Raw genomic sequence first — 19845 nt, 5'->3', positions numbered from 1 at the left:
ACCGCGCGGCGCCAGCATCACTGGCGCCGCGTTTTTTCAGCGCCGGCATCAGTCCTTTTCGGGACGATCCCGGTCGCGCTTTTCTCCCCTCTTCTCATTGCCGCGGCCATTCTGGCCGGCTTGCTGCTGCGCCTGTTCGGCACGCGGCTGTTCCGGCTTTGGCGGCTCGGGCGGACGCGGGGCAACCGGCGCGGCAGCTGGCGCCGCAACCGGGGGCGCCGGCGGAGGCGCGGCTGGCGCCGGCCGTTCCTGGCGCTGCTGTTCGCGCGCCTGGCGGATTTCATCGCGCCGCGAGGCCCGGTCGTTCGGCGCAATTGGAGCCGCGGCCGGCGGCGGCGCCGGTGGAGTCGGTGCGTTCGCCAGTGGCGGCGGCGCAGGTGGACGCGCCTCGCGCCGTTCCTCGCGGCGGTTGCCTCGCTCGTTTGCTTGGGCCAGCGGGGTAGCTGCAACAGCCGGAACGGCAGGCGTGGCCGGGATCGCGGGCGTTACTGGCGTGGGCGCGCGGGGCAGCGGCGGCGGTGAAGGCGGATGCGCATCGCGGCCGTTGCGGTCATTGCGGTCATTGCGGTCATTGCGGTCTTCGCGGCCACTACGGTCATTGCGCCCGCTGCGGTCAACGCGATCATCCCGGCCATCGCGATTATCGCGCCCATTGCGTTCATCGCGCGCCTCGCGCCTGTCCTGGCGCCGCGCGGCACGCTCGGTCGGCGCGTCCGGCGCCACGGCGACCGGCGGCGGTACCGGAGTCGGAGCACGCCGCAATGCCGCCGGAGGCGGCGCCGCGCTGGCTTGCGCCTGCCGTGCGATCACCGCTTGCGGTGGCGGGCGGCCAGCTTCGCCGCGGCCGCGCGCGCCGCGTTCCGGCGCTGCCGGCCCGGCGTTGGCGATGGCGGCGCCGGCCAGCGCCGCCACCGGCAGCGCGATGGCCGCACGCGACACCGGCTGCTCGCGCATGAATGCGGTCCGCGGCACCGCCGTCACTGCGCCGCCCACCCGGCGGTTGGCGTAGTCGACACGCTGACCGTCGCGCGGCACCTGGTTGCGCGCAAAGGTGGTGTTGGTGATGTTGATGTTGGTGACGTAGGCCGGGCTGGCACGGTACGACGGCCGGTAGGCTTCGCGCGGCGCCAGCGGGAACCAGGCGACCGGACGCTCGCGCTGCGAATACGCGCCGCCGCCGATGCTGATGAAGGCAACCAGCGCCGGCGCGTACACCGGCGTTGCCGCGCGCGGGCCGGGCACCCAGCCCCACCCTCGCGGAAAGCGCGCCCAGCGCCCGTAGTGCGACACGGCGAAGCCCCACGGCGCCTTGTCGACCCAGGTCCAGCCCCATGGCTGCACGTACGACCAGTGGCCGTCGCGGTACGGCGCCCAGTCGCGGCCGACGTTCGACGGCATCCACACATTGCCGTAAGTGGGCACGCTGCGCCAGGTGCCCTGCTCGTCGAGGTCTTCGTAGCCGACCAGGTTCGGCGAGACGTAGCGCGCCGCGCGCGACTGCTCGAGGCGGCGATCGCGCGACGTCGACCAGCGGTCGAATTCGTCGATGTCGGCACGCGCGTACTGCGCGCCGCGCAGGTCGGAGCCGCCAAAGCGGTAGGCCTGGCCGCTGGCCAGGCGGTGCGCATTGCCGTCGCCGAAGACGTCGGCCTGGCCGCGCCGCACCGCCACCATGGTGGCGTTACCGACCGGGTCGACTTCAACGCGGTACTCGCCCGGCTGCCGGATCGACAATGCCAGGTTGGGCGTATCGATTTCAACCACTTCGTTGGGACGCAGCGAGCGCACGCGCACGTTGATGCGGCCCTGCGCCATTTGCAGACGCGTCATCCGGTCGGCCAGCTGCGCCAGCGTCACCAGCGTGCCGCCGCCCATGCGCAGCGCGGCGCCGCCGATCTGCACCTCGTCGCGCGCACCGTTTTCCACCCACAGGCAGTCGCCCGGGATCAGGGTGGTGTTCAGGGCAGCGTTTTCCCAGTCGTTTTCGCCGGCCGGCGCAAAGCTGACCGGGCCGCTGATGTATGCCAGGCGCGCGATGCGGCTCGGTGGATCGGCCAGCGCCGGGGCGCCGGCAGCGAGCAGGACGGCGCCAATGCCGGCAAAGGCGATGCGCTTGAAGGTCGGATTATTTTTCATATCGCCTCGATTGAAGAATTGGGCGGCAGGAACGCATCGTCATCGTGCGGCCAGCTTGAGAAAATTCGGTTCGACAGCGAACGCTGCCATGTCACCATTTAACGTTTAAAACAGCCGGGCGCGCACCGCATCTCGTTATAAAATGTAACGCGTAAAACTTTTCTTTTAGTTAACTAATTCACCACCAGGAGTCATCCATGCCGTTTGCGCGAACACTGCTTGCCAGCGCCTTGATGTGCGTCGCGCTCGGCGCCAGCGCCCAGCAGTTTGGTCACGAACGCGACGCCGGTGAACCGGGGCGCTTCGACCATTACGCGGTGGCGCTGAGCTGGTCGCCGTCGTACTGCGCCACGCACGACGATGCGAACCAGTGCTCGACCGGGCGGCAACTCGGCTTCGTGCTGCACGGTCTGTGGCCGCAGTATGAAAAAGGGTATCCGCAGAAATGCTCGACGGAGCGGCTGCCGGAGCGCGACAAGCAGAGATATGCGCCGCTGTTTCCGTCGCCGAAAATGATCGGACACCAGTGGAGCAAGCACGGCACCTGCTCCGGGCTCAATCCGGCGGCTTACTTCGAGCTGTCGGAAAAGCTGCAAAAACAGCTGGCGATTCCGGCGCCCTACCAGCGTCCGGCGCAGCCGGTGCGCGCCAGCTACGGCGAATTCGTGCAGGCGTTTCGCGCCGCCAATCCGCGCCTCGCGGACAAGTCTGTGCTGCCGTTCTGCGCCGACGGCGGCAGGTTCCTGCGTGAAATTCACGTCTGCTACGACAAGCGCGGCGCCTCGGCCAGCTGCAGCGACGGCGAAATCCGCCGGTCGATGAACACCTGCCGCCAGCCGACGTTCGTCATGCAAAACGTGCGCTGAGATGATCGCCCGGTCAGTGGCCTGCGCCGTGCTCGCCGCCCTGTACGTGGCCGGCGCGGCGCGCGCGCAGCCGGCCGTGCATTCGCGCGCCGAACTGACCATGCTGATGGCGTCCGGTCCGACCGCGCTCGACGCGTTGACGCCGCACGGCAAACAGGTATTTCTCGACAGCCTGAAGTGGGGCGAACGCGATCTATCCGGTTTTTCCCCGACGCCGTTGGTGCGTGAACTGACCGCCGCGCAGATTGCCGGTGTGCTGCGCTTGCTCGATTCGGCAAGCTACGCCGACATGTTGGTCCGCATGCTGAACGACGGCGCGCCGCTGCGCTTTGCGGCGCCGTCCACCACGCTCGAAGCGGCCGGCAAGGCTTTCAAACAATATTATGAGGACAACGAAAAGAGACGCTGGGCCAGCGTCGACGCGGGCACCGCGCTCGGTACTGACGACCTGGCGCGCTACTACCACGCTGCGTTCGCTGCCTACCTGCAAGCGCAAACGCTGAGCAGTCGCCAGCACGCCGACCTGCTGCTGCTGTTCGATGTGGCCAGCCAGGTCGTCTTGAGCAGCGGCGACGCGCAGGCGCTCGGCCAGATGCGTGCGATCTACGCAGAATTCGGGCGCCGCGGCATCGATACCCGGCGCACGCTGGACGATTCGATGGTGCGCGCCTTGCTGGCCGGGCGCCGTTTCGGCGAGGCGCGTGCCGTGGCAGACGCGCATCCACGCCGAGGGCGCGAAGCGATTCCCGGCGAAATCGATTCCCTCGGCGCGTCCTTCCGCGGTCGCAGCCTGTACCGCTTCGATGCCGCGGCCAACACGTTGGAACGGCACGCGGTAGCGCCCATGTACGGCACTCAGGTGGTGCTGGTAGTCGATGCCGGCTGCAAATTTTCCGAGGAAGCATTGAAGGCGATCGGTAGCGATCGCGCCCTGCACGAGCGGCTGGGCGGCGCGGGCCTGCTGGTGATGACGTTGCCACGCACGCCGGTGCCGACGCGATTCATGGCCGACTGGAACGCAAAATACCCGCAACTTGCGTTGCGGGCACCGTTTAATGCGGAGGAATGGGCCGATGTCGATGTCGTCGGCGTGCCGGCCTTTTTTATTCTCGAAAACGGCCGGGTGCGGAAAACGATCTCCGGATGGCCCGGGCAGGAACAGAAAACCGTCCTACTGCGGGCACTGGACGGGCTAAGCCCTTAGAACTCTTCCCACTCGTCGGCCTTGGCGGTCGCGGCCGCGCTGGCTTTGGCCGGGGCGATGCGCGCCGGAGCGGCTGCCTTGACCGGACGCGGCGGCGCGCTGACGGCGCGCTTGGCCGGCGGCGGTGCGATGCGCGCGGCAGCCACTTTCGAATTGTCGAGCTGGAACACGCTGACCACCAGCGCCAGCTTGGCGGCCTGCTCCTGCATCGCTTCCGACGCAGCCGAGGCCTCTTCCACCAGCGCTGCATTCTGCTGGGTGACCTGGTCCATCTGGGAAATGGCCATGTTGATCTGGTCGATGCCGGACGTCTGCTCCTGGCTGGCCGAGGTGATCTCGCCCATGATGTCGGTCACGCGGCGCACGCTGTCGACGATGTCGGTCATGGTGGTGCCCGCCTCGTTGACGAGCTTGCTGCCAGCATCGACGCGCTCGACCGAGTTGCCGATCAGCGTCTTGATTTCCTTGGCGGCGGCGGCCGAGCGCTGTGCCAGGTTGCGCACTTCGGTGGCGACCACGGCGAAGCCGCGGCCCTGTTCGCCGGCGCGTGCCGCTTCGACCGCCGCATTCAGCGCGAGGATGTTGGTCTGGAACGCGATGCCGTCGATCACCGAGATGATGTCGACAATCTTGCGCGCCGAATCGTTGATCTCGTCCATCGTCGACACCACCTGGCCGATCACCTGGCCGCCCTTTGACGCCACCGCCGATGCCGATTCGGCCAGCACGTTGGCCTGGCGCGCGTTGTCGGCATTCTGCTTGACGGTGGAGGTCAGTTCTTCCATCGACGAGGCGGTTTCTTCGAGCGAACTGGCCTGCTCCTCGGTACGGCTCGACAGGTCCTGGTTGCCGGCGGCGATCTGGCCTGACGCGGTGGCAATCATGTCGGTGCCGCTGCGCACTTCGGACACGATGTCGACCAGGCCCTGGTTCATCTTGCCCAGCGCGGCGAGCAGCTGGCCGATTTCGTCGTTCCTGTCGATGCGGATCTCTTCGGTCAGGTTGCCGGCGGCGACGCTATTGGCCACACGCAGTGCTTCGGCCAGCGAGCCGGTAATGCCGCTGATGAGGAAGTAGCCGATCGACAGGCCGGCCAGCACGCTGGCGCCGATCAGGCCGATCGAGACGATCTTGGCCGTTTCGTAACGCGCAACCGCGGCGATGTACTCGCTCTTGCCGACATCGAGCTGCAATTTGATCAGCGCCTTCATGCTTGCCCGCACCGGTGGAAACGTGGTCACCATGGCGCCTTGGATCAGCGCTACCGCAGCGGGCACGTCGTTGGCACGCAGCGCGGCGATGGTCGGCTTGATGCCGTCTTCCATATTTTTCTTGCGCGTTTCGGCAAATGTCGATGCGAGTGTCTTTTCCTCGGGCGTCCGGGACGTTGCCATGTACTGGTCCCAGACGGCGGCGATGGCCTGCGAGCGCCGTTCGACGTCGTCGATCGCCGCGGCGAATTTCTCCGGATCGCCGCTGACGGCGCGCGCCAGCGTGGTCTGGTTCTGCTGGACCAATGTCAGCGTCTCGTCAAGTTGGCCAACGGCCAACAGGCGATCGGTGTAGACCGTTTCGAGCGCATCGTTGGTCTGGGACAGGCCGCGCAGGCCGAACAGGCCGATGGCCAGCGAAATAAGGCACAGCAGGCCGATGACGAAGGCAAGCCGGGTTTTGATGGTCAGGTTCTTGAACATGGTGAATTCTCACTAAATAACGCAACGCCGCAGATAAAGGGGGCAGAAAAGTGCTGACGCCGGCCATGCCATGGCGGACGCTTCGACGACGAATGGAGCAAGATTGGGCGACCGGATAGGTCGCTTGCAGGCAATGTTCAGCGGCAGCGGCTTTTAGGCCGCGGAACATGGATGTCGTCATCGCGGGCTGGATAGGCCGTGGATGCTGCGTGAAAATCAGGATACCCATTTATCTGCGGAAACAAAATATCCTCTTGGCAATTGCCTCGCAAATTTTCAATGAAGTCGCAAAAGTGTCGTTTTTTGTCGGAATGCCGGCACCTGCGAAAAAATGGCTATGTCACCGTTAGGTGGGGGATTTTGAACTAACGCTCAACCGTTGAGGTCTGAACCAAACTTATCGCGTTGGGAGACCTGGTGGAGTCGCGCAAGTTCAGGCAGTTTATCGAGCAGGCCGCTACGCTGACGCTGCGTCAGCGAACCGACCTTGCTGCTTGCTTGAACAGTACGTCGCTGCGCGAGCAGACTTGCGCGTTGATCGAAACGACTTGGCGCCAAGCGTGTCCCCATTGTGGCTCCAGGCGCCTGCAACGCCACGGCCAGGCGCACGGGCTGCAACGCCACCGCTGCGTCGCCTGCGCCCGCAGCTGCAACGCATTGACCGGCACGCCGCTGGCCAGACTGCGCCACCGCGGCAAATGGCTGACCTACCTGGACAGCATGCTGCACTCCAACACCGTACGCCGCGCCGCGGCGCTAGCCGGTGTCCACAAGAACACCAGTTTTCGCTGGCGCCACCGCTTCCTGATGCAAGCCAGGCACGACCGCGTTGGCCCCCTGTCTGGCATCACCGAAGCCGACGAGACGTACCTGCTCGAGTCGCAAAAGGAATCGCGCAACATGGACCGGCAGCCGCGCCGGCGTGGCGGATCGGCCCGGCGTCGCGGCATCTCGCGTGAGCACGACTGCATCCTGGTGGCGCGTGACCGCAGCGGCAGAACGGTCGACTTCGTCACCGGCCGGGCCCCGCTCCGGCACGCCCAATTGCAGCGTTGCCTGCGACCGGCGGTGGACAGCGCTATCCTGCTGGTGACCGACGGCCATGCTGCCTACCGGGTGTTTGCCAGGGTGAGCGGTATCGCTCACCACGCGCTCAACCCTGTCGGCAGGGGTGCGGGTGGACGGCGAGCTGCACGTGCAAAACGTCAACGCCTATCACAGCCGGTTCAAGCAATGGCTGCGTGGAGCGGAAACGCGTGGACGATGCCGGAGTGATCTGGCGCGACCGCCGCGGCCTGCTGCGCATCGAACGGCTCGATGCGCTGATCGCCGAGTTGTCGGTACGCGGCCTGGGTGACTTAACGGTCGCCGCCTGTCTCGACTGTTCGGTGTCGTCGGCGCGAAATTATCTGCTCGAGCTGCGCGATGCCGGCGTTGTCGTGCCAATCCGGATGGCCCGGGCAGGAACAGAAAGCGGTCCTGCTGCGGGCGCTGGACGGGCCAAGCCCTTAGAACTCTTCCCACTCGTCCGCCTTGACGGTGGCGGCCACGCGCGCTTTCGCCGGGGCGATGCGCGCCAACGCCGCAGCCCTGGCCGGACGCGGCGGCGCGCTGACGGCGCGCCTGGCCGGACGCGGCGCGATGCGCGCGGCAGTCATCGTCGAATTGTCGAGCTGGAACACGCTGACCACCAGCGCCAGCTTGGCGGCCTGCTCCTGCATCGCTTCCGACGCAGCCGAGGCCTGTTCCACCAGCGCTGCATTCTGCTGGGTGACCTGGTCCATCTGCGAAATCGCCACGTTGATCTGGTCGATGCCGGCGGTCTGCTCCTGGCTGGCCGAGGTGATCTCACCCATGATGTCGGTGACGCGGCGCACGCTGTCGACGATATCGGTCATGGTCGCGCCGGCTTCGTTGACAAGTTTGCTCCCGGCATCGACGCGCTCGACCGAATTGCCGATCAGCGTCTTGATTTCTTTCGCCGCGGCCGCCGAGCGTTGTGCCAGGCTGCGCACTTCTGTGGCCACCACCGCGAAACCGCGGCCCTGTTCGCCGGCGCGCGCCGCTTCGACCGCCGCGTTCAGCGCCAGGATGTTGGTCTGAAACGCGATGCCGTCGATCACCGAAATGATATCGACGATCTTGCGCGCCGAATCGTTGATTTCCTCCATCGTCGCCACCACCTGACCGATCACTTCGCCGCCTTTCGAGGCCACTGCCGACGCCGATTCGGCCAGCACGTTGGCCTGGCGCGCGTTGTCGGCATTCTGCTTGACGGTGGAGGTCAGTTCTTCCATCGACGCGGCGGTCTCTTCGAGCGAACTGGCCTGTTGCTCGGTACGGCTCGACAGATCCTGGTTGCCGGCGGCGATCTCGCCTGACGCGGTGGCGATCATGTCGGTGCCGCTGCGCACTTCGGAGACGATAGACACCAGCCCGTCGTTCATCTTGGCCAGCGCGGCGAGCAGATGGCCGATTTCGTCATTCGATTCGATGCGGATCTGTTCAGTCAGATTGCCAGCGGCAACGTTTTCGGCGATGCGCAGCGCTTCGCCCAGCGAGCGGGTAATGCCGCTGATGAGGAAGTAACCGACCGACATGCCGGCGAGCAGGCCGACACCGATCAGGCCCGCCACGACCATCTTCGCGCTTCGGTAGCGCGCACCAGCGGCGTCGTACTCGCTCTTGCCGACATCGAGTTGCAGCTGCATCAACGCTTTCATGCTCGTTTGCACCGGCTGAAACGACGTTGTCATGGCGCCGTGCATCGACGCCACAACGGTCGGTACATCTTTGGCGCGCAATGCGGCGATCACCGGTTTGAGGCCGTCGTCGAGATACTTCATGCGCCTGTCGCTGAACGCCAATGCCAGTACTTTCTCTTCGGGCGTGAGGAAAGTTGCCATGTACTGCTGCCAGACTATGGTGGCGGCCTTCGAGCGCTGCTCCACATCATCGATTGTCGCAGCGAATTGCTCCGGATCGCCTCCGACGGCAAGCGCCAGCACGGTCTGGTTGTGCTGGATCAGCGTTAACGCTTCGCTCAGTTGCCCCATGGCCACCAGGCGATCGTTGTAGACCGTTTCTAGCGCATCTTTGGTTTGGCCGAGTCCGCGCAGACCCAGCAGTCCGATCGACAGTGAAACAAGGCACAATAGTCCGATGACGAAGGCGAGCCGGGTTTTAATGGTCAGGTCGTTAAACATTGTGGATTGTTCTTTCATTGGTTGACGCTGTGCCGCGAACGGAGGGGCATAGGGGGGCGACCCGTCCAATGATGGGGGACGTGGCAGAGGAAGAAGGGAGAACTGGGCGAACCGATTGTTCGCAGGGAAGGTGATGCTCACTCGCAGCGGCGTTTAGGCTGGAAAGTGGGATCTGGGCCATCGAAGGCGGTCACCTTCAACGCTACCGAAATGATCTTATACATTTACCAAAGGAAACAAAAGGGTTATTGGCGAAATGCCTATGAATATATTGACGAAGTGGTAAATATGTGGCTTTCCCGCACCCAGCGGCACGGCGCCTGCATGTTCGCGCGAAGGCGGGGTTAAAAAAAAACGCCAGCATGATGCTGGCGTTTTTTATTGCAACCGATCGGCTTACACCATCGGCGGATCGGTCTCGCGGCCGAACGAACGGTGCCCTGCCAGCGCGTCCTTGAACGCGGCCAGCGCGTTTGGCAAGGTCTCGCTGTGGGTGCCGATCAGCGCCGGATCTTCCGAGCCGTCCGGCAAGGTGGCCGGCACGCCGGCTGCCTGCAACAGCCCGGCGCCGGCGCCCACCACCATGATCGGCTTGCAGTGGCGATGCTGCTGGCGCACGAAGTCGAGCGCGTTGGCGTCACGGCTCAGCGCGCTCACGCTATCCTCGCCGTCAGGCACCACCACCGCGTCGTACAGCACCGCCGGGCCGGCTTCGAGCGTGATCTCGATGTCGAGGGCGCCATTGTCGGACGTCTTCACCTTGCCGAGCTGGCTGCTGACCACCCGTGGCACCGCACCGTCGGCCAGCAACGACGCGTAAATCGTGCGCACGCTAGCGCCGTCGACGCCGGCGGCGACCAGAATGGCCACCTTGCGCGTCTTGATGCCGGTCTCGCCCGGCCGGCTCAGCAGCGACAGCGCCGGCGACGGATCGTACTCCGGCAGCGGCCGGTCGGTGGCCATCGGCAACGCCGGCGGCACTTCCATGCCAAGCCCGTGCGCGACCGCGGCGGCCAGCACAGGGTCGACATTGACCAGGTTCGCCAGCACGCGTTCGCGCACCGCCGGCGTCTGCACGCGCGTCAGCTCGAAGCGGTAGGCGGCGGCAATGTGCGACTGCTCGACCGGCGTCTGGCTGTTGTAGAACAGGCGCGCCTGCGAATAGTGATCGGCGAACAGTTCCGGCTTGCCGCGCACCTTGTCTTCGGCCACCGGCTCACGGAAACTGGTGAAGCCGCGTGAACCGACCTGGGCCGGATAGCCGCCGCCGAGCGAGTTCGGCTCGTAGTTGACGCGGCCGCGGTTGATGGCTTGGCGGTGCATGCCGTCGCGCTGGTTGTTCTGTACCTGGACAACCGGTGCATTGATCGGAATTTCATGGAAATTCGGTCCGCCAAGGCGGCTGATCTGCGTGTCCACGTACGAGTGGATGCGTCCCTGCAGCAACGGATCGTTGGAGAAGTCGAGCCCCGGCACGATGTGCGCGGTGCAGAAGGCCACCTGCTCGGTCTCGGCGAAGAAATTGTCCGGATTACGGTTCAGCACCATCTTGCCCACTGCGACCAGCGGCACCATTTCCTCGGGGATAATCTTGGTCGGATCGAGCACGTCGAATTCAAACGCGGCGGCCTGATCCTCGGTGAACACTTGCAGCTGCAGTTCCCATTCCGGAAACGCGCCCGCCTCGATCGCTTCCCACAGGTCACGGCGGTGGAAGTCGGGATCGGCGCCGGTGATCTTGGCGGCCTCGTCCCACACCAACGAGTGGGTACCTTGCACCGGGTTCCAGTGGAACTTGACGAAGCGCGATTCACCCGCGGCGTTGAGCATGCGGAAGGTGTGCACGCCGAAACCTTGCATCGTGCGGTAGCTGCGCGGAATGGCCCGGTCAGACATTACCCACATCAGCATGTGGGTCGATTCGGGCATCAGCGAGACGAAGTCCCAGAACGTGTCGTGCGCGCTGGACGCCTGCGGCATCTGGTGGTGCGGCTCCGGCTTGACCGAGTGCACCAGGTCGGGGAACTTCATTGCGTCCTGGATGAAGAAGACCGGCATGTTGTTGCCGACCAGGTCCCAGTTGCCTTCGTCGGTATAGAACTTGACGGCAAAGCCGCGCACGTCGCGCACAGTGTCGGCCGAGCCGCGCTCGCCGGCGACGGTGGAAAAACGGGTGAACACCGGTGTGCGTTTGCCCGCCTCGCTAAACAGCGAAGCGCGGGTCAGCTCGCTGAGGTCCTTGTACGCCTCGAAGTAGCCGTGCGCGGCTGAACCGCGCGCATGCACCACGCGCTCGGGAATGCGCTCGTGGTCGAAGTGGGTGATTTTTTCACGCAGGATGAAGTCTTCCAGCGCGGTCGGGCCGCGCAGGCCGATCTTCAGCGAATGCTGGTTGTCGGCAACTGGCACGCCCTGGTTGGTGGTCAGCCCCTGTCCGGCGCCGTCGACGCGTACGCGGTCGAGCGGTTCGTTGGTCGGGTTGGCGCCGGCCGGCGGCACGCCGCTGCCGACCTTGGCCGAGGGAATCGTCTCGGTATTGGTGCTGCCGGTGGCAGCCGGCGTCGCCGGCGTGTGCGTGTCACCCGGCTGCGGGTTGCGCGACGCCTCGCCATATTCACCTGGCTTGGTCGGATTGAACGGCATTTCGGCCGACAGCTCCTGGCCGGCGACGGTCTTGACCCGCAACAGCTCGGCCACCGGGTTCTTCGAACCCATGCTCGTCGGCGGCTGCGCGGTCGACGGACCGGACACCGTGCTCAGAATTGATCCAGCGCCGTCGACCGACGTGCCGTTTTTCTTACGTGTAACCATTAAACACCTCGGATATTGATTTCAACATTGAGACACCTGGCAATCAGGTGAACAGGGCGATCACACGCCACGACACACCTGAACGCAACTCGCGCGCATGGTTGACGGCGCGCGGATCGATGTCTGAAGTGGCCAATTGAGCTTGCATTGTGGTTCGTCGTGGATCTACGTTCGTGCGTTGTTGCGGGCAAACGCTCCCGGCCGGTCTGTCCGACCGGGAGCGTACTGCGTCAGGCGGGACTATTTAACGGCGGCCGCCGAAGATCTTCGACAGCAGGTAGCCGACGCCGGCAGCCACGGCCAGCGACGTCATCGGGCTGGTGCGCACGTATTCGCGGCCGCTGTCGGTCAGGCGTTGGGCGGCCTCGGTCAGCTGGCGCGATTTTTCGTCCATCGTGGCGCCGGCACCGGACAGCGCACCGGTGAGCTTGTCGACGCCGGCGTGGGCCGAAGTGGCGAGGCGGTCAACCACTGGCTGGGCAGCATTGGCCGCCTTGTCGATCGACTTGTGCATGTCGGCGCTGGTCGGCATGTCCTTGGTGGCGTCGCGCGCCATGTCCTTGGCCTTGTCGATGACACTGGCGCCGCTGGTCGCGCCGACGGTGCTGCCGCCCGTGCCGCCGGTGCTGCGTGGCAGGCCGGAATCCTTGCCCATGTCTTTGCTCATGTCCTTGCCCATGCTGCTGCCTGCGCCTTCGCGGCCGGTGTCGCGCGCGCTACCGTCGTTGTTTTTTTGGTTATCCATGATGTATTCCCTTTTATAAAATTAACCTGCACGGCGTGGAGCGAAAACTGACCCCTCACTACTTTCTCTTTCCCTGATTGCGCACGCTTCTCGCGGACGCCTAAGGTACTTATCCCATTTCTTTGCATCGAACCTAAAAAATAACGGATTTGCAATGTTGTCACCGTGCGGTAGCTAACAGATCGGAAAATAGCGCTAACGTCGGCTTTCTAGCAGGAAAGTACAAATTCCTGTTACACACGGTCCGAATATTTTCTAAATTAAATGCCTATTGCCATGTAGACATCAGTTGCTGAATTGCATAAACTACAAGCACCACGCGATCATTCGGGGGGAACGTGAAAACAGAGCCGTACGCCGCCAACCACAGCGGCTGTGCTATCGAAGCACTCGGCACCGACGACTTTAGCGAATTCGTCACGTACCTGAACGACCACCTGGCCGACAACGGCGGCGAGGCCGGCTACTTTCAGCCATTGCCGCAGCGCGCATCGTCGATGCCGCCCGAACGGGCGCGCGCCTTTCGCGATGGACTCGATATTGCCGTCGGCAGCCGCGGCTGGCGCCGCGCCTGGGTGGCGCGCTCGCCGCGGGGCCGCATCATCGGCCATATCGATTTGCGTTCGCACGCGGATGGCTTGACCAGTCACCGCTGCCTGCTGGGCATCGGGGTCGACCGCGGCAGCCGCCGCGCCGGACTGGGCGCCGCGCTGATCGGCCATGCGCGCCATTGGGCGGCCGAGGAAGCGCGGCTCGCCTGGATCGACCTGCAAGTGATCAGCGAGAACCGGGCCGCGCTGGCGCTGTACCGGCGGGCCGGCTTCATCACGGCCGGCGAGATCGCCGACATGTATAGAATAGATGGCAACTCCTTTTCTTATACCACCATGAGTTTGCGGCTCGATGTGCACGCTTGAGTGTGGCTACGATGACCAATCGATCTGATCGTTCGCAATTTCCACTGGAAACCGAGTGGAATAATCGCCATACTGTTGCAGCTAAGAGGAAATCAGCCATGACGTTTCACTATTCCAGAGTCGCCACGCCACCCGATCAGGGCAAGGGCGGCTCACGCCAGTTCGGTACGCTGGGACGATTCTTGTCGCCAGGCATGCCGCATACGGGCCGCTGGATTAAAAGCGACGACGCCAACCGCGACCGTATCTTCTGGGCCAATATCGCGCGCGTCACGCCGATCGAACCGAACGGCCTGGACGCGTCGAACAAACCGCAAGACTCCTACATCCTGCAAAAGGATCCGGACGGCAGCTGGTTCCTCGATCAGTGGAAAAGCAATTCCGCCGGCAATGTGCGGCCGTTTTCCATGCCGGCGGTAAAACGCGACGGACCGTGGAAAATGTCGAGCGAAAACGCCGACACCTACTTCATCATCGAAATCAGCTGATCGCCAAGCCGAAATGGGCGCGGCGGCACCGACGCCGTGGCGCTCGGATATAATTCCTGCGACAAGCCTTTTCCGCCGCTGAACGCGATGTCCGCCAGGCCGGGTCGTTTCGGCGTTGTCCTCCTCGTTCGTTACGAACTGAACCATGCAAAGTGCCGTGTCCCCATTTCCTTTCGCAGCGACCCAGGCGGTGTTGACGCTTGCCGTCCAGAGCGAATTCGACGTCATCGCCAGTCGCCAGCGGGCGCGCCAGATTGCCTCGCTGTGCGGCTTTACCGCGCTCGACCAGGCACGCATCGCCACCGTCGTGTCGGAACTGGCGCGCAATATCTTCAATTATGCGGTGATCGGCACGGTGACGTTTTCGGTGACGCAGGACAATGGCCGTCAGCACCTGATGATGGCGGTGGAAGACCGCGGGCCCGGCATCGGCAATATCGACGAGATCCTCGGCGGGCGCTACCGGTCGACGACCGGCATGGGACTGGGCATCCTGGCGGCGCGGCGCCTGATGGACCGCTTCGACATCCGCACCGGCGAGGACATCGGCACGGCCATTTTCATGTGCAAGACGATGCCGGCCGGCACGGCGCGGATGACGTCGGCGGCGATCGACAAGCTGCTGTCCCAGCTCGACGTACTGCCGAGTAATGTCGCGCTGTCGGAAGCGAACCAGCAGAACCGCGAGCTGACCGAAGCCCTCAATGCCCTGCAGGCCAGGCAGGACGAATTGCTGATCGTCACCGCCCGGCTGGAAGAGACCAACCGCCGCATCGAGGCGCTCAACGTGCAGCTCGACCAGAAGGCCGACGCACTGTTGCGCGCCGACCGCAGCAAGGACGAGTTCCTCGCCATCCTCAGCCACGAACTGCGCGGGCCGCTGTCGGCCGCCAGCATGGCCGCGCAATTATTGCAGGCCGGACCGGACGAGCCGGACAAGACAGCCAAGATGAGCCAGGTGATCAGCCGCCAGGTGGGCCACATGAGCCGGCTGGTGGAAGACTTGCTGGACGTCTCGCGCGTCAGCCGTGGCCTGGTCGTCATCGACAAGGCGCCGCTCGACATCGCCGAAGTGATCAGCGGTGCGGTCGAACAGGTCGCCACCGCCGCTGCCGGCAAGGGGCACGCCCTCGGTGTGTCGCTGCCGGACGGGCCCGTCATCGTCCACGGCGACCGCACGCGCATGCTGCAGGTGGTCAGCAACCTGCTGACCAACGCGATCCGCTACACGCCGGACGGCGGCCGCATCCACGTGACGCTGGAAGTGAACGTCGGCGCAATGGCGATCAGGGTCGTCGACAACGGCATCGGCGTGCACGCAGACCTGATGCCGAACCTGTTCGACCTGTACGTGCAGGCCGAGCGGACGTCCGACCGTCAGGGCGGCGGCCTCGGGCTCGGCCTGGCGCTGGTGAAAAACCTGGTCGAAGCGCATGACGGCACCGTCACCGCCGAGAGCGAAGGCAGGAACCGCGGCAGCACCTTTACCGTCCGCATGCCGGTGATCGAGCCGGCCTGCTCCCAGCCGGCTTAAGCGGCGGCGGCGCCGTCGCGGCAGCCGAACGGCATCATGGCGCCGCCCGCAGTTCTTTCAGGATCTGCGCCAGCGTGTAGGGCTTGGCAATCAGCGGGAACTCGTCGACGGCGGACTTCTCGTCGCCGGCGGCGTCCGACGCATAGCCGGACGCCAGGATGATCTTCAGCGACGGCGCCAGCAGGCGCGCCTGGCGCGCCAGGCTGATGCCGCTCATTCCCGGCATCACGACGTCGGAAAACAGCACGTCGATCTGCCTGTCGTTTTTCAGCGCCTCGAGTGCTTCGATGCCGTTCCTGGCCGAGATCACGTGATAGCCGAGGGTGCCGAACAGCGCCACCGCCATCTCGCGCACGTCATCCTGGTCGTCGACCACCAAGGCTTTTTCGGCCGTTGACGCCACCGCGGTGGCCGGCTGGCCGTCGCCCAGCGCCGGCAGATAGAACGCCACCTGGGTGCCCTCGCCGACGACCGAGCGCAGCACCAGGTCGCCCTTCGATTGCTGGGCCAGTCCATACGCCTGGCTCAGGCCCAGGCCGGTTCCCTTGCCGACCGGCTTGGTGGTGAAGAACGGCTCGACTGCCCTGGCCAGCGTCTCGCTGCTCATCCCTTCGCCGCTGTCGGCCACTTCGACGATTACGTAGCGCCCGGCCGGCAGGGTGCTCACTTCGCCGGCGGCCAGGTCGGCCACCGCGGTGCGCAGGCAGATGGTGCCGCCGTCGGCGGTGGCGTCGCGCGCGTTGACGATCAGGTTCAGCAGCGACGCTTCGAGCTGGGCGGCGTCGATCCTGACCGCCGGCAACTGGGCCGCCAGGTCCAGCGTGAAATCGACCGACGTCTTGCCGGCGCGCCGCAGCACTTCCTCGAACGAGCCGATCACCTCGTTCAGGTCCAGGTTCTCCTGCTTGAGCGGCTGGCGCCGCGCGAACGCCAGCAACTGCTGCGTCAACGTGGCGCCGCGCGCGGCCGCGCGCGTCATGGCGTCGAGGATGCGCACGTCTTCCGGCTCGACCAAGCGGCGCTGCAGGATGCCGAGGCCGTTGACGACCACGCTGAGCAAGTTGTTGAAGTCGTGCGCCACGCCGCCGGTCAGCTTGCCGATCGCTTCGAGCTTTTGCGACTGGAACAGCGCCAGATTGGCCCGCTCCAGTTCCTGCGCCGCCTGGCGCCGCTCGGTAATGTCGCGCGTGACCTTGGCAAAGCCCAGCAGCGTGCCGAGCTCGTCGTGGATGGGGTCGATGACGACGTGGGCCCAGAAGCGCGAGCCGTCCTTGCGCACGCGCAGCCCCTCGCTTTCATAGCGCCCTTCCGCCACCGCCCGCTTGAGCGCCGTCATCGGCGCGCCGGCGGCCACATCCTCGTCGACATAGAAGCGCGAGAAATGGGTGTCGAGCACCTCCGCTTCCTCGTAACCCTTGATGCGCCTGGCGCCGGCGTTCCAGTTGGTGACCAGGCCTTCCGGCGACAGCATGTAGATGGCGTAGTCGGTGACGCCCTGCACGAGCAGGCGGAAGCGCTCCTCGCTGGCGTGTAACGCTTCGGCGGCGCGCTTGCGGGCGGTGATATCGCGGGTGATCTTGGCAAAACCGAGCAGCGCGCCGCCGCCGTCGTAGATCGGATCGATCACGACGCTGGCCCAGAACGACGTGCCGTCCTTGCGCACGCGCCATCCCTCGTCTTCGAACTTGCCCTGCGAGCAGGCCGTCTCCAGCGCTCGTGCCGGCAGGCCGGTCGCCAGGTCTTTCTCGGTGTAGAACCGGGAAAAGTGCTGGCCGATGATTTCGTCCGGCGCATAACCCTTGAAGCGCTGGGCGCCGGCATTCCAGCTGCTGACGATGCCTTCCGGCGAGAGCATGTAGATGGCGTAATCGGTCACGCCGTCGACAAACAGGCGGAACCGGTCGGTGGCGACGTGAAAGGGAGTGGCAGAAGTGCTTGGCATGTTGGTAGGGGTCAGGCTTGGGGACGCTCCGCTCGTATTGGAAGGCTCAACCATATACTAGTTTGACATAAGTGGTGCCTCGGACAACTGTCAATTGAATTGCCCGACGTTAATATCCGTCGTTTTTGACCAGGCACAGTGTGACGTGATATTACACCTCGCGCGCGCCCACCAGGAACGGCAACGCTTCGTCGAGCAGCTGCTGTGGCGCCTCTTCCGGAATATAGTGGCCGCACGGCAGCGCCTTGCCGCTGACCTTGCGCGCGATTTTGCCAAACTCCTTGAGTGGATCGGAGCATTTGGCGATGGTGCCGTCGGCGCCCCACAAGACCAGCAGCTCGCACTCGATCTTCCTGCCGGCGGCAATATCGTCGCGCTCGTGCGCCAGGTCGATGCCGGCGCTGGCGCGGTAGTCCTCGCAGATGCCGTGCACGGTGGCCGGATCGCGGATGCAGCGCAGATACTCGGCCAGCGCCGCTTCGGTAAACGGCGCCAGGCCAGCGTTGCGCGAGCCCATGTGATACTTCAGGTAAGCGTCCGGGCTGGCATTGATCAACGTTTCGGGAAACGGCGCCGGGCGGATCAGGAAGAACCAGTGGTAATACGCGGTCGCGAATTGAAGCGTGGTGTTCTCGTACATCGCCAGGGTGGGGGCAATGTCGAGCGTGACAAGCCTGGTCACGCGCTGCGGATGGTCCAGCGCCATCCGGTACGCCACCCGCGCGCCGCGGTCGTGCGCCATCACGGCAAAGCGCTCGAAGCCGAGCTGGGCCATCAGGCCGACCTGGTCGTTGGCCATCACGCGTTTTGCGTAGTTGCCATGGTCGTCCAGTCCGGCCGGCTTGTCGCTGTCGCCGTAGCCGCGCAGGTCGGCGGCCACCACGGTGAAGTGGCGCGCCAGCTGCGCGCTCACCTTGTGCCAGATGACATGGGTTTGCGGATGCCCGTGCAGCAGCAGCAGTGGCGGGCCGGAGCCGCCCCTGACATAGCGGATGGCGATGCCATCGACGATTGCCGTGCCACTGTCGAAACCATCGAACATGTATTCCCCTGTCGTCAACGCCGAACAACCGCAGCGCCCCAATGGCGTGCCGGTGTCGACATCATACTGCCGCGGCCGTCAAGCCGCGGCAGCAGCAGCGCATCAGGACCGCATCAGGAAGTAACGCGGTCCCAACCGTGACGTACGGCGGACTTCATTTTATCCCAGGTCGAGCCGGGGTTGCGGGTTTCCCAGTCGCTGCGCAGGTTCGGCTCCACCTCGTCCCACGAGCGGCCGCGGTACTGGCTGCTGGCCATCGTCGAGCCGTAGCCATAGGCCGGCGCGTAATCCTCGTAGCGTCCGCCCCCAGTGGCGTAATTGGTGTCGAAGTGGTTGCGGTAGTAGAGGTCGTTCTCCTGCCCGCCGAGCTGCTGGACGTCGACCTCGGTGTGGCGCACCGTGTCGGAGACCTGCTCCTGGTGGCTGGTCACTTCCTTGCCGATCACCACTTCCTCGACGATGCGGGCCGACTTTTGGACGACCACCTCCTCGGCCGTTTCGCGCAGCTCGATCGATTTTTCCTGGAACCCGGCCAGGTCGGCGCTGCTGGCCGGCTGGTCTACCGGACGGCGCTCGACGTGGACATGCTCTTCGCGCAGGTTGACCGTTTCGCTAACGGGCGTCTCGACCATGCGCTGGAACACCCGCACGCCGCCGCGCTGCACTTCGCGCTTGCCGACCTGCAGCTCTTCCTGGATGATCGGGATCGCGGCGCTCTCGCCGGTGGCGAGCTGCTGCGAACCCTGCTGCATCGTCTGCTGCGTGCCTTGCTGCATGCCTTGCGTATTTTGCGCCGACAACAGCGCCGACTGCTGGGCGCCGGCGCCGGAGTACTGTGCCTGGCCGGTGGACGCCGCGCCACCCCACTGCGAGGCCTTCTCGTCGATGTCGACCGGGCCGAAGCGCTCGATCAGGTCGGCCGCGCGCTCGACTTCCGGCTCGCTGGCGGTGACCACGGTCAGCACATGGCTGCCGCGGGTGACCGCTTCGGAGTACTTGTTGGCCGGCGTATCGTCGTCGGAACCGAACAGGTCGCTGAAGAAGTGCTTGATGCTGCCGGTGAACGAACCGTCGTCGCTCGACGCCGTGCTGCCGGTGGTGCCGGTAGTACCGAGCGTGTCGGTGGTGCCGGTGGTGCCGGCGGTGGTGCCTTCGCTCAGGCGCACTTCCTGGCGCGAAAAGCCAGATGCCAGCAACTCATCCATCGCAGACTGGGCATCGGTACGGTTATCAAAAACGGCTACGAGAGTGTGTTGCATG

At 65.0% G+C, this 19845-nt stretch carries 13 protein-coding genes and 1 pseudogene; 6 read left to right on the top strand and 8 right to left on the bottom strand.

Annotated features, from left to right (window positions below; genetic code table 11):
- Positions 1-48 precede the first annotated feature (48 nt).
- Positions 49-2136, bottom strand: a complete 2088-nt coding sequence (locus tag CR105_RS13905; protein ID WP_099789053.1) for a DUF6600 domain-containing protein — start codon at positions 2134-2136, stop codon at positions 49-51.
- 197 nt (positions 2137-2333) lie between these two features.
- Here CR105_RS13905 and CR105_RS13900 point away from each other — a divergent pair, with 197 nt between their 5' ends.
- Positions 2334-3002: a ribonuclease T2 family protein gene (locus CR105_RS13900; RefSeq protein WP_180288191.1), complete on the top strand. Its 669-nt coding sequence runs from the start codon at positions 2334-2336 to the stop codon at positions 3000-3002.
- A gap of 1 nt (position 3003) precedes the next feature.
- Positions 3004-4206 carry a hypothetical protein gene (locus CR105_RS13895; RefSeq protein ID WP_099789052.1) on the top strand — a complete coding sequence of 401 codons (1203 nt, stop codon included), beginning with the start codon at positions 3004-3006 and terminating at the stop codon, positions 4204-4206.
- Here the strand turns inward: CR105_RS13895 and CR105_RS29380 are convergent.
- The gene (locus tag CR105_RS29380; RefSeq protein ID WP_099789051.1) at positions 4203-5900 is read right to left on the bottom strand and encodes a methyl-accepting chemotaxis protein; all 1698 of its coding nucleotides are present in this window, start codon (positions 5898-5900) and stop codon (positions 4203-4205) included. The genes CR105_RS13895 and CR105_RS29380 overlap by 4 nt on opposite strands.
- 417 nt (positions 5901-6317) lie before the next feature.
- On the opposite strand from CR105_RS29380, the pseudogene CR105_RS13885 reads away from it, so the two are divergent.
- A pseudogene (locus CR105_RS13885) lies at positions 6318-7158 on the top strand (IS1595 family transposase); the annotation flags it as partial.
- A gap of 250 nt (positions 7159-7408) precedes the next feature.
- Here the strand turns inward: CR105_RS13885 and CR105_RS29375 are convergent.
- The 3 genes from CR105_RS29375 to CR105_RS28895 all read right to left on the bottom strand — a co-directional run bounded on the left by CR105_RS29375 (position 7409) and on the right by CR105_RS28895 (position 12662).
- Positions 7409-9124: a methyl-accepting chemotaxis protein gene (locus tag CR105_RS29375; RefSeq protein WP_307189626.1), complete on the bottom strand. Its 1716-nt coding sequence runs from the start codon at positions 9122-9124 to the stop codon at positions 7409-7411.
- Between the two features lie 378 nt (positions 9125-9502).
- A complete protein-coding gene (locus CR105_RS13875; RefSeq protein ID WP_099789048.1) occupies positions 9503-11917 on the bottom strand; it encodes a catalase in 2415 nt (804 codons plus the stop codon).
- Positions 11918-12161: 244 nt separating this feature from the next.
- Positions 12162-12662 carry a hypothetical protein gene (locus CR105_RS28895; protein WP_229413941.1) on the bottom strand — a complete coding sequence of 167 codons (501 nt, stop codon included), beginning with the start codon at positions 12660-12662 and terminating at the stop codon, positions 12162-12164.
- A 338-nt stretch (positions 12663-13000) separates the two neighbouring features.
- Between CR105_RS28895 and CR105_RS13865 the strand changes: the two genes are divergently transcribed.
- The 3 genes from CR105_RS13865 (at position 13001) to CR105_RS13855 (ending at position 15601) form a co-directional block, all read left to right on the top strand.
- On the top strand, positions 13001-13579 hold the full coding sequence (locus tag CR105_RS13865) for a GNAT family N-acetyltransferase (protein ID WP_229413940.1): 579 nt from the start codon (positions 13001-13003) through the stop codon (positions 13577-13579).
- A 98-nt stretch (positions 13580-13677) separates the two neighbouring features.
- Positions 13678-14067, top strand: a complete 390-nt coding sequence (locus tag CR105_RS13860) for a hypothetical protein (protein WP_131021731.1) — start codon at positions 13678-13680, stop codon at positions 14065-14067.
- Between the two features lie 157 nt (positions 14068-14224).
- On the top strand, positions 14225-15601 hold the full coding sequence (locus CR105_RS13855) for an ATP-binding protein (RefSeq protein WP_180288190.1): 1377 nt from the start codon (positions 14225-14227) through the stop codon (positions 15599-15601).
- Positions 15602-15635: 34 nt separating this feature from the next.
- Here the strand turns inward: CR105_RS13855 and CR105_RS13850 are convergent, their stop codons facing one another.
- The 3 genes from CR105_RS13850 to CR105_RS13840 form a co-directional block, all read right to left on the bottom strand.
- Positions 15636-17543 carry a hybrid sensor histidine kinase/response regulator gene (locus CR105_RS13850; protein WP_099789045.1) on the bottom strand — a complete coding sequence of 636 codons (1908 nt, stop codon included), beginning with the start codon at positions 17541-17543 and terminating at the stop codon, positions 15636-15638.
- 151 nt (positions 17544-17694) lie between these two features.
- Positions 17695-18585, bottom strand: coding sequence for an alpha/beta fold hydrolase (locus CR105_RS13845; protein WP_099789044.1), 891 nt, complete (start codon positions 18583-18585; stop codon positions 17695-17697).
- 113 nt (positions 18586-18698) lie between these two features.
- The gene (locus CR105_RS13840; protein ID WP_099789043.1) at positions 18699-19844 is read right to left on the bottom strand and encodes a YsnF/AvaK domain-containing protein; all 1146 of its coding nucleotides are present in this window, start codon (positions 19842-19844) and stop codon (positions 18699-18701) included.
- Between the last annotated feature and the right edge of the window lies 1 nt (position 19845).

It is taken from the genome of Massilia eurypsychrophila, assembly GCF_002760655.1.
GTDB lineage: Bacteria > Pseudomonadota > Gammaproteobacteria > Burkholderiales > Burkholderiaceae_D > JAFCUW01.
Note: the sequence above shows the minus strand (reverse complement) of the source record. Positions and strands in the feature narration are given on the sequence as shown.

Excerpts from the sequence above, each read along its gene's own strand:
- CR105_RS13905 (WP_099789053.1), bottom strand. The coding sequence starts at position 2,136 with ATGAAAAATAATCCGACCTTCAAGCGCATCGCCTTTGCCGGCATTGGC.
- CR105_RS13900 (WP_180288191.1), top strand. The coding sequence starts at position 2,334 with ATGCCGTTTGCGCGAACACTGCTTGCCAGCGCCTTGATGTGCGTCGCG.
- CR105_RS13895 (WP_099789052.1), top strand. The coding sequence starts at position 3,004 with ATGATCGCCCGGTCAGTGGCCTGCGCCGTGCTCGCCGCCCTGTACGTG.
- CR105_RS29380 (WP_099789051.1), bottom strand. The coding sequence starts at position 5,900 with ATGTTCAAGAACCTGACCATCAAAACCCGGCTTGCCTTCGTCATCGGC.
- CR105_RS29375 (WP_307189626.1), bottom strand. The coding sequence starts at position 9,124 with ATGAAAGAACAATCCACAATGTTTAACGACCTGACCATTAAAACCCGG.
- CR105_RS13875 (WP_099789048.1), bottom strand. The coding sequence starts at position 11,917 with ATGGTTACACGTAAGAAAAACGGCACGTCGGTCGACGGCGCTGGATCA.
- CR105_RS28895 (WP_229413941.1), bottom strand. The coding sequence starts at position 12,662 with ATGGATAACCAAAAAAACAACGACGGTAGCGCGCGCGACACCGGCCGC.
- CR105_RS13860 (WP_131021731.1), top strand. The coding sequence starts at position 13,678 with ATGACGTTTCACTATTCCAGAGTCGCCACGCCACCCGATCAGGGCAAG.
- CR105_RS13850 (WP_099789045.1), bottom strand. The coding sequence starts at position 17,543 with ATGCCAAGCACTTCTGCCACTCCCTTTCACGTCGCCACCGACCGGTTC.
- CR105_RS13845 (WP_099789044.1), bottom strand. The coding sequence starts at position 18,585 with ATGTTCGATGGTTTCGACAGTGGCACGGCAATCGTCGATGGCATCGCC.
- CR105_RS13840 (WP_099789043.1), bottom strand. The coding sequence starts at position 19,844 with ATGCAACACACTCTCGTAGCCGTTTTTGATAACCGTACCGATGCCCAG.